The sequence below is a fragment of the Pseudomonas sivasensis genome, from assembly GCF_013778505.1.
In the GTDB taxonomy this organism is placed as follows: Bacteria; Pseudomonadota; Gammaproteobacteria; order Pseudomonadales; family Pseudomonadaceae; genus Aquipseudomonas; species Aquipseudomonas sivasensis.
In genome coordinates, this window is record NZ_JAAOWU010000001.1 from 366,133 (window position 1) to 382,617 (window position 16,485).

Below are 16,485 nucleotides of genomic sequence, written 5' to 3' on the forward strand. Positions count from 1 at the left end.
GCTAAGTAAACGACCAGATAATTTTACGATTTGAGATCAGTTATCTTCCAGACGAATATAGGCCCCCCTATACCCCTTCCTGCAGCCCACCAATATTACTCCGCCGAACCTGCCACCGCTTCACCCAAAAGCTCCCCCAGACACCAATACCGGCCAAGAAAATTGTCACCGCGGCTAATCCTGCTACTGCAGGGGTTCCTCCAACCATGTGCCAATCATCCGATTTATACATCAGGGGTCATTCACCTGCAGGTAGCTCGAAGGTCACTGGCAACTCTGGTTTTGGTGTAACAGTCCAGGTCCCATCTATATTTCCCTCCACTCGGCCCACAACTCGACAGTGGCCATCCTGTACAGGAATTTGGAGGTTATGGCAAAGCTCAGGTTGCTTCACAAATACAGTCGCGCTATCGATAATCCGGCCCGGCTCAAGCAAGGCTCTCAGCGCTTTACCATTTCACACTGACGTCGCAAGTCATCGTTTTTGATGCTCCCGCAACTGCCATTGCCAGTCTTGGCGTAGCACAAGTATCGCTGATCGTCGTCACGGATACTCGCGCAACTCCCGTTGCCTGTTTCGACGTAGCAGGCGTTACGCAAGTCGTCATTGTTGATGCTTGCACAGCTTCCGTTGCCCACTTTCACGTAGCAGTATTTGCGTTTGTCATCATCACGGATACTCGCACAACTGCCATTGCCGGCCTCCACATAGCAGGTAGCGCGCAGATCGTCGTCCTTAATGCTCGCGCAGCTCCCATTCCCCTCTTTGACGTAGCAGTAGGCGCGTTGATCGTCGTTGTTGATGCTGCCGCAACCGGCGTGAGCGAAGCCGCTGAGCACCAGCAGCATTACCAAAATAAACCTCATCCCACCCTCCATGAATTGCCAAACGCTACCTCGAACTGTTCGTAGTAGCCGCGTCGATTACCGTAGTTCGGAGCAAATGAAGGATCAGCCGCGGGCACCCTTTCGGAGGTCGTCCAGTTCGTCGACAATGTCCTCATCGCGCTCCTCGAACGCCTTGGCCATGTCACGCTGCAGATCCACCTGGGCGTCCATGGATTTTTTTGCCAGCTTCATGCCGTCCTTAGAGCCCATAATAATTTTCATCGCCTGATCAGGATGCTTGTTGGCCTCGATCATCAGTTCGAGCTCGTCGGCATCAAAGTGATCTGCGTATACCTGGACCAAGGTATCTTTCAAGAGGTCCTGGGAAATGTTGTCCTCGATCACGGCCTTGATTTTTTCTGGCGCGACTTCGCGATATTTGGATGCATAACCCGACGTTGCGACTTGCACTACCATCTTGTATTGGACGTCCATGCCCATCAACTTGACCAGTTCTTCAGCTTTGTCCTGGCTTGAACCACAACCGGCCAGCAGCACGGAGCAGAACGCAGTTATTGCCCATTTGGAAACGTTCGTCATGAAATGCCTGCCTTTGTCTTGAGACTTCTTTGGTGACCGTGGAGTACGGCGGACCGCACTCCAGCTTCTAGGAAAAGTGATGATCAGTTCGTCTCAAGCGTGAAGCTTTTGCTCACGAAAAGGCCGGAAAATAACGACTTGTCCTCCTTGAAAATGTAGGACTCTTGAAACTTAGCATCGGTGGCCAGCTTTTGAGCGATCGCGCACTCCGAATCGCTGTGATCCTTGGCCCTGACTCCAAAGTCACTCTGATAACCTGATAGGCCTGTTTCATTGCAAAAGCCGGTGAACTCCTCACGCTTGGTAGCGGCCTTGAATTCGTCGAACGACTCCTTTAACTGGTCGAAGCCTTTGTAGGTCAGAGAGTAGCTGGACACCTTGCTCTTACGAGCAAAGTCACCTGCGGCTTCGGCAATTACGGCCTGGCCCATGGATGTACTGTAAGCCCCCATGATGAAGCCACTTAGCGCGCTCTTGAGTTGCGCCTGGACATCGTCAAGCTCTGGGATGGACGCAAATTTAGCCTCGCGCACAATCCGGCCAACTTCACTGCCGTCATTACGATGCACCACTACAAACTCGACCGAGCCTTCGCCGTCGCTAGAGCGCGTGAGCTTGAAGTCCAAGTCAACTTTGGTGCCGAACTCCCCTGTAGCGCCGGTGATAAATGCACCAATGAACGGCAGACGTTGGACGATATTGCTACCCCACGAGTAGGGCGACTTGACCACGCCTCCGTACTGATCCATCTCCGCGCGCGGCTGGATCTCATCCGCTACTTCCGAGGGCAGGACCACATCCGCGCCTTTGTGCGACAGGTAAGGAGAACTCATGTCCATGCCCAACAATTGGAGATGAATCTCGCCCTTCTTGTTATCACCTTCGCGGCTAACCTTGAGGGCGTCGGCCTTCAAGTAAACGCCACCGGCACGACCGCCACCAGTACTGGACGAAAGCAGATACCGTGACCATTCGACCAGGGCAGACTCTTTTGCCCCGGAGTCCATTCCACCGAGCAGCCCCATAATCCCTTTCAGGAATTTATCTGCGCCGTTGGTCTCTGCTGCAACCAGGCGGATTTCTGGTGTTTCAACGGTGACGTTTCCCGACCAGAAGGAATAGGAAATATCTCCCTCGCTCAGGACGTTTTCTAGGAAGTACTGTTCCTTCATCTCATCGTACTGACGCAGCGCTTGCTTCTTGCCGGAATTCGATAACCCCACACCAGCTGCAAGAATCGCAATACCGGCGACCGCAGCGGCGATGAGGATGTGCTTCTTGTTCATCGTTTTCATAGTCGGTTGCCTTACTGAATTTGAGCGGATGCTTGCTGCCAATCAATCACGTGCTGCTGAGAGACTGCAGGCGTCCAGTTGAAGTCGATCCCGGCGCCAGGAAACTCCTTGGCCAGTACGGCACCAAATGACACTCTGTCAGCACAGTGGTCTTGCTTGCAGGCCTCAGCCGCGCCAGCGGTATACACGCGATACGTAGGAACGGCGCGACCGTCTTCGAGCGGCAGGAAGGGTGTCATGTTTGCCGCCGGCAGCACGTACCACTGGCTCTCCAGTTCAGCATCAGTCTGTACACGCCCCTTACGTGGGAAATCGACCTCGTAGTAGTCGCCTCTCTTTCCAGTGACGTGAATCATCATCGGCACAGCGGACTTTGAAGAGTTCGGGTCCTGCATTGCGATCGGCGATGGGAAGGTGACTTTGATGCCGGCCATCTGCGCCAGCGCCTCAGCCTCCCGACCTTCGAATTCCTTCATCCCGGATTTGAGTTGTTCGTAACGCGCCAAGACGCGTGTGTGCAGCTCAGCCATTTGCTGCTGCAGACGACGTACTTCTCTCAGGCGGATCTCCTCGCGACGCAGGGCGAAGTTATTGCCTTGGCGAGCATCGAAGTAAAACTCACCACGGTTCTCGCCCATACGCGTTTTGAGAATGCTGTCTTTGGTTTCCGACGCGTATCCCTCGGGGTAAAGGGCTTCGAAGTTCTTGGCGAAGAAGAGGTTCGACAGGCCGACGGTCGTTGGCGACGTTGCCTTCACCAATTGGTAGACCTCAACCACAGCGCGCTTCAACTCAACCGCATCAAGCGCAAATGCCTCATCTGCAGTGATCACTACATAATACGGATCACTGGAGAACGGCGACAGGACACGGTAGTTGGGGCGCTCAAAGGCCAAATACACCTTCATGTTACGCGCAGGCAGTTCACCCACCTGAAAGAGTGCTTGGTCTGCCCGGCTATTCAGGAAAGAAAGCGCCTTGCCTTTCACCGCTGGGACCAGTGCCTGGTTGAACATCAGACCGCTCGGGTGCACGGTTGTTTTTGACCAGGTATCACCGCGATAGGTGTTCGGTACCGCCCAGCGCAATTTGTCATAGTACCCCTCGGCATAGCCTGATGCAGAGCAAGGCATGGCGGGTGTCGACTGAAAGGACAGACTTGGATCGGACTCATCAGTTACCGACTTACTGATAACCCATTTGCATCCGCTTCCGTCGGTAATCCCCATCAGATTCTGGTTGGCCAGCACCAATGAGCGGCCGAAGTCACCGGTAGGAACTGCGGCAACAGCGGCCGGCGCTTCAGCTGGAGCGGCAGGGTTAGGGGTGGCGGCTGGAGCTGCCTCCACAGGTACTGTGGCCACGGCAGCTACAGGTGCAACAGGGGCAACCGTCACAGGTACTTGAGCCACCGGCATCGGTTGCACTGGCGCGGGTGAAGCCTCTGGTGCTGGTTGTGGTATCACAGGTGCCGTTACAGGCGCTGGGGCCGGTGCAGCAACCACAGGCGCTGCGGCGGCAGGCTCAGTAGGCGCAGCGGCGGCTGGTAGTACAGATGCAGCCGCCACAGCTGCTGGTGGCGTAGGAGGAGAAGCCACGGGGGCTACCGAAACAGCGGGCGCGGCAGCGGCCGGAGCGGCAGGCGGTGAAGTCAGCGTGGCCAGGCCCAGATTGGTCGCATACCCCGCGCCGGTGGCGTAAACCGCCCCCTTTGCGTCGACTGCTTTCCAGGTGACCTTGGCCGTCGGGCATTCCTGGCCGAGAATATACGGGAGCTTCGATAGAAGCGTGTTCAGCGGCTTCTGGTCATCCCACGTTGGGCGCTGCATGGTGATGGCCACTTCAGGTTTGCACCAGGTGGTCGCCTCACCATCAACGTTCACTTGGATCTGTTCTGTCTTCGAGTAGGCGAGCTGGTGAGCCCAGGCTTGCGGCGCGATGCCGCAAGCACCCACTACAACGAGAGCGAGTGCGCGGTTTTTCATGAAGATCCCTTAGATGAGTTCCCAGGTGCCATTGGCTTGTTTGCAGAAGGTGTTCTTCTCCTGCACAGTGTTTCCGTCGGCCGCTTTGAGGCTCACGGTCACCGGCCGGCAAGACGTTTCAGCAGCGACCTGCTGAGTTGGCAACGTCGGGATCGAATCCAGATCGAAGGCCCTTGTTTCCTTGTCGGCAGCGACGTTCATCTCGTCCAGGTTGGCCGCGGACTTCACACGCTTCGCAACGGCTACTGATTTTGGTTCAACCAAATCTTTGTGGACGTAGCCGACAGTTACACCCTTGCGGCCGACAAGAATCCAGTCGCCTGTCGAACCAACGGCAGTGAACTCGGTGCCAGGTTTCAAACCACCCACTTTGTCTGCGCCTTTTTCAGGCGCGGCGCGCACATTCGAACTACTTTTGGTGACGTACTGTTCGTTGATGAGCTTCATCGAAGGGACGGCGACGATCTTCGGAGCACGTTTCACTTCAACCGTTTTGGTTTGGGTGAACTCTTTGCCCTGAACGATCTCCGCCGACGCGCCAGAATGGGCCGATGTCCAGGACACGGGCAGACTGGACCCGCTCGGCGAGGCGTTCAATGCATCTTGCGTGCGTTGTGCTAGGGCCTGCTGATCCTGCTCATCGAGTTTTGCACCGATTTTGTTACCGATGTAACCGCCCAGTGCACCGCCGACCAGGGTTGCCACGATCCGTCCGTTGCCTTTCCCGATGAACTGCCCGATGACAGCGCCAGCGACGACACCCACTGCGGTACCAGCCTGTTGCTTGTTGATACCCAACTCAGCGCAGCCAGAGGTTGATGCTGCGATGGTCAATGCCAGTACTGAAACGAGAAAATTTTTACGCACGGTGACTCTCCCTTTGTGTAAGTCACTCTGCTTTCAGCAGAGGCCTTGTAATGTTGTAAAGCATTGCTTCTGAGGACATGGCCCAATGGAAAACGGTGGCAAGCACAACTGGCTGTTTGCCCAAGCTCCTGAACGCATCTCTATAACCGGGGCTATCGACAATTGCGTTGCCAACAACGAGAGGCAGCATAACGATCGAAATCACGGCGACCGGTCGAACGAAGCGAATTCGCCCGGGGAGGCTTCGAAGCGCCTCAACACCCGAGATGATCAAGACCACAAGACTGATGCCGCCGAAGAACAACCCGCTAAGAAGGGAGAAGGGGATAAACCACATATTCTTGAGAACGTTCAAACCTTCAGCGCCGTGGATGTCGGTGTGAGCGACGTCATAGGCCATGTTGTCGGCAATGCCAGGCAGATAAGCCTGGTACTGCTCTCGCGTAGCTAGAAGGTTCATGCCCTTCACATAGAGAGGACCGAGCTTGGTCTTCGCCATGTGGCGAACCTCGGTGGTGTTGGCCAGAGCATCCCGTGTCCGCACACCGGGATTGATTGACCGGGCGTACTCGTCAATGGTCGGCTGGTATCCCAGATCGTCCCCTGCATTCGGCCATTTGATCGGTCGCCACTCACTCCCCGAGATGCCTCCCGCACGAAAACCTTCAATCTGTGCATACGCCCTGCTGATGTCACTGATGGAGGGCACGACAGTTTCTTGCAAGCGCTCGTATAACGCGTCTCCATTACGGACGGTGTAGCCACGAAAAACTGCAGCTGAAAAGCCTTGGAAGTTCCTGTCGATGCGCTCGACGTAGGAGCCTTGAACACTCATCAGAACGCCGAGGTTTGCTATAAAAGCCTTCCCCTCTCCCTGATCCTTGTAAGCCTTATAGGGGATCTGCGGAATAGTCAGGGAGTCATAGAGCAATCCCTTTTTGGTGACGTATGCGTAGAGGCTACTGACCCGTAGCGAGCCGGGGAACTGCTCTGCGACCCAATCCGGTGCCGCACCCTGAAACCACCACGTCAACGGCGTAACGACAAGTGTCGATGCTCCGAGCCAAACCCACAGCACCCTCCCCTTGCCTTGGTATCGTCGATAACAGATTCGCCATACCAGCAAGCACATACTCGTCGCCGCCAGGATCTGGCTATAGGTCTCAAGGACTTCGAGTTTTCGGAGGGGGATATCAGCGCCAGCCATGTTGAGCAGCTCGGCGTTGAACAGCAGACTGCAGATCAAATAAAGGGTGTTCAAAACCACAAGTGCGATTAGCATCCAACGTGTCCTTGTCAGAAATTAAACGCCAGACCCTGGATGATGAGGGGGAGCGCAAATAGATGTAGCATATTGCCATCTAGCAGGAGACCGCACCACTCAAAATGCCTTGTCGAATTCCGGTGCAGCACGCCGGGCAGATGTTTTTGTTTCCTACGATCAGAACTTAACGGGACTGAGAGGACTTTCAATGTCGCGCACAACATTCCCTCTCGTACGTTCCAATCTTGGGTTTCAGACGGTGTGTAAATGGTGAATGGATGTCTCGGCGGTCGCCGGCGGCCAAGCCGTTAAACTGCATCAATGCGATCAGTACCAATGAGGGGATTTTTCCCATTGGCCGGCCTTCGCGCTCAAACAACAAAAGCGCAGCGCATGAACAATGCGTCACGAAACCCCATGGAATAGGCGGCATGAATTGAATCAGTCACTCAAACCCGGCGAGAACACAACGATCTCTTCCTCCCAAGGGCGGGTGGAAGTTACCCATGCGGCAGGTAACAACCTGGACGTAAACCTTACTGCGTTTTTGGTCACCGACACTGGCAAGGTAGTGGATGACAGCGGCATGGTTTTCTTCAATGCACCCGAGCACTCTTCAGGCGCGGCGACATTCGCGCCCCCGGTCGCTCGTGGCGACACGGTGAGTCACAGCATCAGTTTCAACTCGTCTCGACTCCCAACCAACATAACGAAGATCGCTATTACTTTGACGCAAGACGGCAGCGCCGGCGGCTTCGAAGCAGTCAAAGACCTACGCGCTATCGTCATTGCCGGGGACCAAACCCTGGAACTGGCACCTGAGCCCTTCTCACAAGAGACGGGCATCATCGTGCTTGAGTTGTACGTCCGGAACGGCCAGCTCAAAGCGCGCTCTGTATGGCAAGGTTTCGCCTCAGGTCTTGCCGGACTTTGCGGGTTTTATGGCATCGAAGTTGAAGGCGATGCATCCTCCGGGCGGGCGGTAACACCTGAACCGCCTCCGAAGCCCGTCAACATCGCTAAGACCGTGGTAAAACTGGACAAACCTGGCAGCAGCCACAAGGTGTCCCTCGAAAAAGGGCCGTCAGCTCCAAAGGTAATTCGCGTCAGCGCTACGTGGGTTGATAACGGCGACGGATCTGACAACGACGACCTCGATCTGCGAATCGGCATCCTTCGTCCTGATGGACGAATGTCCATCATCCAGGCACCTGACAAGCGTGGGGCTTTTGACATCGATCCCTTCGTTTTCCATACCGGTGACGTAGTCAGTGCCAGCGCCTCCGCTCCTGGTATAGAAACCGTCGAAATTAACCCAGCAATCTCGCAGCTCATGGGCGGCAAAGTAGCGCTTGTCTGCAGCGTTTATTCAGCAGTAGATAACGGTGCGGTTTCGGTGGCATCGCTGAAACCTAAGATGCGGATGGAGTATGGCGATCAGGTCGTGGAATGCGCATTTGAGTTCAAGTCCGGTTTTTTTAGCTCAATGGTGTACACCTATGTAATCGGGCAGATCGAAATTTCCCAGGACTTTGTCCTGCTTAGCCCGTCTGGAGTCACCTCCAAAGCCGGCAGCGAAGCCACCCCGTGGCTGACTCGAAAGGGAGACAAAATTGAGCTGACCATGGACGGCCCACACGTATTCAAAGGCCACCCAATCGAAAGGAGCGGCAAAAAACAGTATGTCTAAGCTTTCGTGCTAGCAGTCGCTTTCAGCAGACTCATGCTTGACAAGTACTCCCGCGACGGCACACGGCCGCCGTGGGATTTCTATTTTGGTTGTATGCAAGCATGATCGGCCTCGTCAACCCATTATGAATTGCCCCGTGTCCTCGAGAGAATGAACAGTTCTTCCCATAGGAATTTCCCGCGGCGACCTCATTGGCCTTATAAGACTTGCAGAAACATCGAGCGCTGTTAGGTTTAATCCTACGGATATACCAGCCACTCCTATGAAAACGGCTGTATCACCTTTGCCGTTTCTTAATCAGGCGCTCTAATCGTCACAAGGAACTATGCATGCAGATCACCCAAGGCCAGCGTATGCCTCTGGCAAATATTCTTCCCGGTCTCTCACTCACTCTCTCGGTCAACATCGAAAGCCCCAGCGCAATCGACTTCGTCTGTTTCGGTGTCGACGAACATGGCAAACTTTCTGATGATCGCTACATGATCTTCTTCAATCAGCCTTTCACGCCTTGCCGCAGTTTGGTTATCGCCCCCGGTGGCCAGTTTGAAATTAATCTAGCCACCCTGCCCGCCTCTATCGATCGCTTGGTCTTTACAGCCTCCATCGATGGTGCCGGGGCGATGAGTGACATCCAGAATGGCAACTTCAAAGTAATCGGCCCATCTGGTGAGATAGGAGCGACCTGCGCATTCTCAGGGCTCATATTCACAACCGAGAAAGCGGTAATGATCGTTGAGCTTTACCGTAAGAATGGGGAGTGGCGGTTGGCCTCAAACCTTCAGGGGTTTGCAGAGGGCTTGGACGCTCTCGTGAGGCATTTTGGCGGCGAAGTTGCTGAAGAGGCTGCACCGGCTCCATCTCCCTCCACAATCTCTCTGGAGAAGCGTGTAGCTGCTGTCGCGCCGGAACTGGTCAGTCTGGCCAAGAAGGCACAGGTTAGCCTCGAGAAAGCCTGCCTGGTTGGAATGAAAGCTCGCGTTTTGCTCGTGCTCGACGTCACCGACTCGATGAGAAATCAATACAAAACCGGCCGGGTGCAGGAAGTACTCAATCGACTTGTGCCAATCGCCGTCGCCCTAGATACAGACGCCGAACTTGAGTGTTGGACATTTGCCGAACGGCCATTGCGACTCTCACCAGTGACACTGAACAACTACCAGAACTTTGTCGCGGCCGACAACAATGGCTGGACCAAGTGGGACGTGGGTCGACGCTACAATGATGAGCCGAGAGCGATCCAAAAAGTGATCGAGTCCTTCGAAGCGTCTAATGACAAAACCCCAATGTTTGTCGTTTTCATTAGCGACGGTGGCGTGTCTGAAAACCGCAAGATCACGCAACTAATGGTGGATGCAGCGAAGCTGGGAATTTTCTGGCAATACGTAGGTTTAGCAGGCCGGAATTACGGCATTCTGGAGAAACTGGACACAATGCCCGGGAGAGTCGTGGACAACTGCGGGTTCTTTGCCCTGGATGACCTGCACGACATGACGGAAGAGCAGTTGTACGACCGGTTGATGCAGGAATTCCCGATGTGGATCTTGGAGGCAAAGCGCGAAGGAATCATTCGCTAATCCTCTCGTGCCCTGCCCTGCCCAACACCGCGGCGGCTCAAGCCGCCGCGGTTGTCTTCAGTTCATCACCGACATATCCATCGGTGTCACCTCAACAAAACGCGCAGAGCGGTCCAGCTTTACCACTGCGCCACACGCGTTCAGGGTCGCTGCAGGATCGATCGCATCCAGACGATTAAAATCAATCGCATCCCACTGATCTCGAGCTACCAAGACCGAGAGCACGTATTGATCATCCACTGTCCCGGTAGCGGGGTTGTCACGCTGGATATAACCCGATACCAGAATCTTCTGGATTGCCGGCAGTAGAGCGAACACCTCCCCTACAACTCGAAACAGAGATCCATAGCACAGCGCGACAAAGTCTCTACGTACCTGGGCATCCGAACGGTTTTTGAAGGTTAGTTTGCCGTTGCCACGGGCTTCAGCGCTGCGCTGCGGGATATCGCCCTCATCAGGTAAATCAACATCGAGCGCGACGCCGGTAACGTCTTGTGAGAACTCATAGTCCACCTGGGTTTCTTTTGGCCAGGCAATGCCGCTCAACACATAGTCCAGGGCACGTTCCATCTGAGCACTGAAGCCCTTTGCCGCCAGCCGGAATGCTTTCTCGATTTCGGTGCGTTCAAATTCATGGGCGTCCCGGGTTGCATGCCAGTTCGCGAGGTCTTGTCGATACTGCTCTTCCGCCGACTCAGCCTCACGCTCACTCTTAGCGCTGCGCAGCAGCATTCGATCCATCAAACCTGGCGTCTGCTGAGTGGGCCTCGTGGGTTCTTCAATGGCGAATGGAGCTGGGATCAACGGCATGGCCCCCGGCCGCGGCGTCAGTAGGTGCACACCAAGGCAGGATTCGAGATCCTGATTGACCTTATCAGCTGCTTTCGTCAGCAAGTCCTGAATGGAATCGGCCATCTCGGATTTGACGCGTTTGATGACAGCAGCCGGCAACTCGATGTCATCCATATCCGTAATCAACAACGTGCCATCGTCGTTTACTTTCACCTTTACCTGGCCAGAGTATTCGCTTCCGGCAGGTCCTAGTTGGGAGCTGCTCGATCTACTGGGCCGGTCGATCCTTTCACGATATGAAAGACCAGTACCAGGTAATCCCGCATTGAGATAGGTGCCATTGCGACCCATCGTCATACTCAGACCACGAGGCCCTATCGAAGTACTTACCCCTTTGCCGCTAATGTTAAGGCGTACGCCAGGCACAATCGTGATTCGCTTGCTGAAACGAAATCCCATGACTACTCCTTGATCCTTCTTCTTGGATTCTTTGTTGTTTGAAATGCCGGCTGCGGTCGAGCCGTTTAGACTGGCCCGACGTCAATTTGCATCGGTGGCCGCGCACGTGGCAATAGCGCGACCTCAGATATGTCACTTATGCCCGTCCGGCTATGTAATCGTCGATCGAACTGAATTGCCGATGCCGGCACATCCAGCCTGAGAGGAATACGAATACAGTCGTGGCAAGCACTGCCCAGCCGCGCCGCCGCCGGGCCTCACTTTTGGTTCGCGAACCGCCGCACAGCAGGAGGGCCATCATCAGGAGGTAGAGAGTCAGCAGAATGACCTTTGCGAAGAGGGATAAAAGGAAAAACCAGATGCTGTTACTTCTGTACGTTTGGATAAGCACCTGCAATGACATAAGACCACCAAGGACACAACCAGCAATGATGGAGTAGTTGCGTGGCACCTCGAGCCAGGAGCTCGCGACGAAATACGCACTAATCCCCAAGATCGGAGTCAAGGTTGTCCAAAGCGCGTCGGTGTAGTCCTGATAGATCGTAATGGTCCCCCGACGATGCAGGTAGATGCAGACCAGCAGCAACATTGCCATCACGAACAAGCCAATCTTCAAGTTCAGGATCGCTTGATGATCATCCGTTGCATTTCGCGGGGCTGCCGGCTTCACCACGGCGGGGACCATTGGAGAAGTAGCGGCCTTTGAAATCATATTCGTTTCAGATTGATCAACCCGGGTAGCGGCAACGGAGGTTGGCGCTTTAGATGGCTGATCCACCTTGGTGCGTAATAGAACACTGAGCCGATCAGTCATCGAAGCGGTTAAGCAACTGGCGGTCTTGCAGTTGTCGCGCAGACGCAACCAGTCTCGTTGATCTTGACGGACCTGGGCCTTGTTCGGCGCTGCGTCTAGAGCGCGGACATATTCGGAGTTCATCTGCTCATCCAGACGACTGAGTGCAGAATCTGTGCAAATCGATTTCTCAGCAAAGCTTGCAGCTTCGGTGCAATCAAAGCTGGTGGCATTGGAGTGGGCTGATACCAGGGTGAGCAACATGACGAAAAGGCCAGAGCCGATGTTGAATCGCGACATATTCGATTTTTCCTTCATTTTGTTTACTCCAGCGTTTCGCCAGAGCCCTACCTAACCGCGCTCGTATGCACACGGCTAGGTGCCTGAAGCCTGGCTCTTACTTACGGCGTTGGGGCTTGAAGAAATGTTGTACCGTCCCACTTGTAGTTTTCGATGCTCTGAACACTCGGGCAACAATCCGCATCTTCAGGACCGACGGAGAGAACAGTCAGTCTGACGGTTTGGGGATCAACTACCTGAATGTCCTGGACACCATTGCCGACTACAGCTTTTCCACGGAATTCCCATCCTGCCGAGTCGCCAATGAACGCGGCAAGGGTTTGGAAGTAGCCATTGCCGCCACCTTGACCTTCGATCGTGTAAAGCACCACGGCATCCTTGATGCCGTCGTTATTTAGGTCAGCAAACTTAACCTGACGGCCCTCTTTGTATTCATCCCCGCCATCCCGGGCGATTTCACTCGCGATCATCCGATCTGCAGATGCAGCAAGGTCGGATGGCACTAATGCCTGAACAGTCGATTCGACGGCCTGTGCTGCTGGTTCCGCCGGCCGGGCAGTCAGGGTGACCTGAGCCTGAATCGGTGCCTGAGGTACCTTGCCTAACAAGATTGCCTCAGTCTCAGTCATTGGTTCATTAGGCTTAGCAGGTGCTTTGCTCGCGTGAACACCGGAGCTGATCTTTTGAAGCACTGCAGCACGTAATTCTTGCATGTCTGCAATGTCAAAAAGTTGGTTGCGTGTGTTGCCGAACGGTTGACCTTCACCCAGGAACCATCGTGCAAAAAAACCTGGACGCTTGTTTTCCTGTTGATCGACCAAGTGGTCAATTAGCTCATTGGCAGTTTTTGAGAAACGATCAAATCCATCTTTGCCGACGACTTGCACGATCGAATCCTTCTCCCGCTCGATGTTGCTTCGCGCGAGCTCGAGCATGACAATGTTCGTGTCGACCAGTTTGCTTTCGCACTCGTTCGTATAATTTCCAAGGCATGCCTGCCTGTATTCTTGAACTGCATTGTTTGCCTGGAAATCGTTGTAGGCTCCGCAGCCTGACATAGACACCAAAACACCTGCAGCTACAACCTCACGAAACATGCCCATCCAAATATCCTTTTAAACCCGAGAACCGGTAGACTACCGTGGCGATCGCCAGCAGTCGCTCCTAGTGATGAAGTAGTCGAAACCGCCTACAGGACCAATTCCGTGGTCTTTCTGTAGGCAAGAAAAAGCCCCCGTTTCGCGGGGGCTTTCTCAACCCTTGCGGGTTAGCCGATGTTCACGCCCATCGATTTAGCCAGAGGCGCCAGGCCACCAGCAAACCCTTGGCCGATCGCCTTGAACTTGAATTCGTCGCCATTGCGATACAGCTCGCCGAAGATCATGGCGGTTTCGGTCGAAGCGTCTTCACTCAGGTCGTAGCGCGCCAGTTCTTTGCCGTCAGCCTTGTTCACTACACGGATGTAAGCATTGGCAACCTGGCCGAAGCTCTGCTTGCGCGCTTCAGCGTCGTGAATGGTCACTGCGAAAACCAGCTTCTTCACAGCGGCAGCCAGACCGTTCAACTTGACGGTGGCTTGCTCGTCATCACCTTCGCCTTCGCCGGACTGGTTGTCGCCCATGTGTTCAACAGAACCATCAACCGATTTCTTGTTGTTGTAGAAAATGAAGCTGGCGTCGTCGAGGACTTGGCCGCTTTCACCCAGGATGAAGATCGACGCGTCGAGGTCGAATTTCGAACCATCGGTAACTCGTGCGTCCCAACCCAGACCTACAGTGACTTCGGTCAGGCCTGGAGCCTCTTTAGACAAACTAACGTTCCCGCCTTTCTGCAGAGATACGGCCATTTTCGATTCCTTTTAGTAAGGTAGACAAGGCCTTTAGATCAAGGCCAGGTAAAAAAAGATAATTAGATTAACGGCTTAGGCGTTAAAAATTCATGCCATAGTTATTGGCCAGAGCTTTCAGGCCGCCGGCATAACCCTGGCCAACAGCCCGGAATTTCCACTCGCCGCCGTTGCGGTACAACTCAGCGAACACCATCGCAGTTTCAGTCGATGCGTCTTCTGCCAGGTCGTAACGAACGACTTCCGCATTGGTCGTATCGTTAACGATGCGAATGAAGGAGCCGCCGACCTGACCGAAGCTTTGCTTGCGTACTTCTGCATCGTGGATGGTAACGATGAAGACCACTTTGTCCACGTCGGCCGGGATGCGGCTCAGGTCTACCTTGATTACTTCGTCGTCGCCGTCGCCCGCACCAGTGCGGTTGTCGCCTGTGTGCTCAACCGAACCGTCAACGCTTTTCAGCTGGTTGTAGAAAATGAAGTCGGCTTCCCCGCGTACTTTGCCATTTGCGCCCAGCAGTAGCGCACTGGCGTCCAGATCGAACTCAGCACCATCAGTAGCACGCGGGTCCCAGCCCAGGCCTACCAATATTTTGGTCAGGCTCGGGTCAGTTTTGGTCAACGAGAGATTGCCACCTTTCTGTAGGGTCAACGCCATGGGTATTACTCCTTGTGGTATGGGCTATTTTTCAGCGGTTTCAGGTTGAGCTTCTTCCTTGCCTGGGAAGACAAGGCTTGCAACCACACCGATCGCCAGTACAACCATAACGATCAGCAGGCTGGTGTTTGCATCGATTGTGTAGCCATGGTGGAACATGTGGTCGGTTGCGTTCAGGCCGAGTTTAATGGCGATGAAGAACAGCAGCGCGACTACAGATTTTTCCAGGTGGACCAGGTAGCGTTTCAGCGCTTCGAGCACGAAGTACATGGTACGCAGACCCAGGATCGCAAACAGCATGGCTGAGTAGACGATCAGCGGTTCACGACTAACCGCGATTACCGCCGGCACAGAGTCGAATGCGAACAGGACGTCAGACACTTCAGCCACAACAAGGCAAAGGAATAGCGGGGTAGCAAAAATTGTTCCTTTTGCTGCCAGGGTCATGCCTTTGTTTTCAGGCTTCTTCAACTCAACCTGAAGCTGTTTACGGCTGACGAAGAAGTTATGGCCATAGAGTTTCGGCCACACAGGGAACAGCTTCTGTGCGAAGCGGTAAGCCATGTGCTTGGAGTAGTCCTCTTCCTCGTCATCATCACCGCCGGCGCGCAGCATCATAACTGCGGTCCATGCCACGATTACTGCGAAGACGATTTCGACCCACGGACCGAAAGCCAACAGTCCGGTACCAATGGCTACGAAGATGCCGCGGAACACGATGGCGCCGATGATGCCCCAATACAGGACTCGGTGACGCATGCCGTCCGGCACTTTGAACCAGGCGAAAATCGCCATGAACACGAACAGGTTGTCGACGCTCAGAACCTTTTCCAATGCGTAGCCAGTTACAAACAGGCTGGCGACTTCCGGGCCGTGCTGTACGTATAGGAAGCCGGCGAACGCTAACGAGATAGCGATCCAGAAGATCGACCAAATCGAAGCCTTAGCCAGGGAAATTGGCTTGTCACCGCGGTGAGTGACCATGTCGAGGAGAAGCGCGCTGAGTGCGATCCCGACGAATACCGCCATGGTAAGCGGAGGGAAACCGATGTGAGTGTCCAAAGTACCGCTCCTTAAAGTTCAAAATCAGCTGGGTTAAGGCCCAGCTCAAGGCAGACCAAGCGGCACGCTGCTTTTTCTTTGTCATCGAAGTCGCCGTCAGACGCACCAATGGCGCAGCCGACGCGAACCAAGAGGCGTGCAGCGCCAGCATCGTTCTTGATCTTGCCGATAACCTTCAGTGCTTCGGCCTGGCCAAGCTGAAAATCGAACTCGAACTTTTCGCAGTGTGCGTTGAACGCCTTGATCACATCGCCCATGTCGAACACTTTCAACTCAGGCGAGTTTTGAATGAAGCCGGTCATCTTCTGTTTTTCTTCAGAAGATATACCACCTGACGCCGCCGAGATGAGCGCGCAATTCGCAGTCATCGCATCAAGAAATTTCTGGTTCTTGAACTTCGAAACTTCAGTAGTCAGTGCTTCACGCGCTGCAACTACGTTTTGTTTAAGCCATGCAAACATGTTGTTTTCCT

Annotated in this window: 15 protein-coding genes; 2 read left to right on the forward strand and 13 right to left on the reverse strand. The window is 54.4% G+C overall.

Annotated features, from left to right (window positions below; genetic code table 11):
- Nucleotides 1–441 precede the first annotated feature (441 nt).
- From G9Q84_RS01605 to G9Q84_RS01630, 6 genes are all read right to left on the reverse strand, one after another.
- Nucleotides 442–867, reverse strand: coding sequence for a hypothetical protein (locus G9Q84_RS01605; protein WP_181642793.1), 426 nt, complete (start codon nucleotides 865–867; stop codon nucleotides 442–444).
- A gap of 84 nt (nucleotides 868–951) precedes the next feature.
- Complete coding sequence (locus G9Q84_RS01610) at nucleotides 952–1,428, reverse strand: DUF2059 domain-containing protein (RefSeq protein WP_181642794.1); 477 nt, start codon at nucleotides 1,426–1,428, stop codon at nucleotides 952–954.
- A gap of 83 nt (nucleotides 1,429–1,511) precedes the next feature.
- A complete protein-coding gene (locus G9Q84_RS01615; RefSeq protein WP_181642795.1) occupies nucleotides 1,512–2,723 on the reverse strand; it encodes a hypothetical protein in 1,212 nt (403 codons plus the stop codon).
- An 11-nt stretch (nucleotides 2,724–2,734) separates the two neighbouring features.
- Complete coding sequence (locus G9Q84_RS01620; RefSeq protein WP_181642796.1) at nucleotides 2,735–4,708, reverse strand: hypothetical protein; 1,974 nt, start codon at nucleotides 4,706–4,708, stop codon at nucleotides 2,735–2,737.
- 9 nt (nucleotides 4,709–4,717) lie between these two features.
- The gene (locus G9Q84_RS01625) at nucleotides 4,718–5,575 is read right to left on the reverse strand and encodes an SH3 domain-containing protein (protein ID WP_181642797.1); all 858 of its coding nucleotides are present in this window, start codon (nucleotides 5,573–5,575) and stop codon (nucleotides 4,718–4,720) included.
- 22 nt (nucleotides 5,576–5,597) lie between these two features.
- Nucleotides 5,598–6,857, reverse strand: a complete 1,260-nt coding sequence (locus tag G9Q84_RS01630; RefSeq protein ID WP_046071052.1) for a hypothetical protein — start codon at nucleotides 6,855–6,857, stop codon at nucleotides 5,598–5,600.
- A 418-nt stretch (nucleotides 6,858–7,275) separates the two neighbouring features.
- Between G9Q84_RS01630 and G9Q84_RS01635 the strand changes: the two genes are divergently transcribed.
- Nucleotides 7,276–8,529, forward strand: coding sequence for a TerD family protein (locus tag G9Q84_RS01635; RefSeq protein WP_181642798.1), 1,254 nt, complete (start codon nucleotides 7,276–7,278; stop codon nucleotides 8,527–8,529).
- Nucleotides 8,530–8,858: 329 nt separating this feature from the next.
- Nucleotides 8,859–10,103, forward strand: coding sequence for a VWA domain-containing protein (locus G9Q84_RS01640; protein WP_170058249.1), 1,245 nt, complete (start codon nucleotides 8,859–8,861; stop codon nucleotides 10,101–10,103).
- A 57-nt stretch (nucleotides 10,104–10,160) separates the two neighbouring features.
- Here the strand turns inward: G9Q84_RS01640 and G9Q84_RS01645 are convergent, their stop codons facing one another.
- From G9Q84_RS01645 to G9Q84_RS01675, 7 genes are all read right to left on the reverse strand, one after another.
- Entirely contained in the window at nucleotides 10,161–11,354 is a 1,194-nt protein-coding gene (locus G9Q84_RS01645; protein WP_181642799.1) for a DUF4236 domain-containing protein, read from the reverse strand.
- 136 nt (nucleotides 11,355–11,490) lie between these two features.
- Nucleotides 11,491–12,465, reverse strand: coding sequence for a lysozyme inhibitor LprI family protein (locus G9Q84_RS01650; protein ID WP_181642800.1), 975 nt, complete (start codon nucleotides 12,463–12,465; stop codon nucleotides 11,491–11,493).
- An 83-nt stretch (nucleotides 12,466–12,548) separates the two neighbouring features.
- Nucleotides 12,549–13,550, reverse strand: a complete 1,002-nt coding sequence (locus G9Q84_RS01655) for a hypothetical protein (protein WP_181642801.1) — start codon at nucleotides 13,548–13,550, stop codon at nucleotides 12,549–12,551.
- A 164-nt stretch (nucleotides 13,551–13,714) separates the two neighbouring features.
- Nucleotides 13,715–14,293: a TerD family protein gene (locus tag G9Q84_RS01660; RefSeq protein WP_046071046.1), complete on the reverse strand. Its 579-nt coding sequence runs from the start codon at nucleotides 14,291–14,293 to the stop codon at nucleotides 13,715–13,717.
- 82 nt (nucleotides 14,294–14,375) lie between these two features.
- Nucleotides 14,376–14,951, reverse strand: coding sequence for a TerD family protein (locus tag G9Q84_RS01665; RefSeq protein WP_046071045.1), 576 nt, complete (start codon nucleotides 14,949–14,951; stop codon nucleotides 14,376–14,378).
- Between the two features lie 24 nt (nucleotides 14,952–14,975).
- The gene (locus tag G9Q84_RS01670; RefSeq protein WP_122562042.1) at nucleotides 14,976–15,980 is read right to left on the reverse strand and encodes a TerC/Alx family metal homeostasis membrane protein; all 1,005 of its coding nucleotides are present in this window, start codon (nucleotides 15,978–15,980) and stop codon (nucleotides 14,976–14,978) included.
- A 44-nt stretch (nucleotides 15,981–16,024) separates the two neighbouring features.
- Nucleotides 16,025–16,474, reverse strand: coding sequence for a tellurite resistance TerB family protein (locus G9Q84_RS01675; RefSeq protein WP_069553158.1), 450 nt, complete (start codon nucleotides 16,472–16,474; stop codon nucleotides 16,025–16,027).
- Nucleotides 16,475–16,485 lie beyond the last annotated feature (11 nt).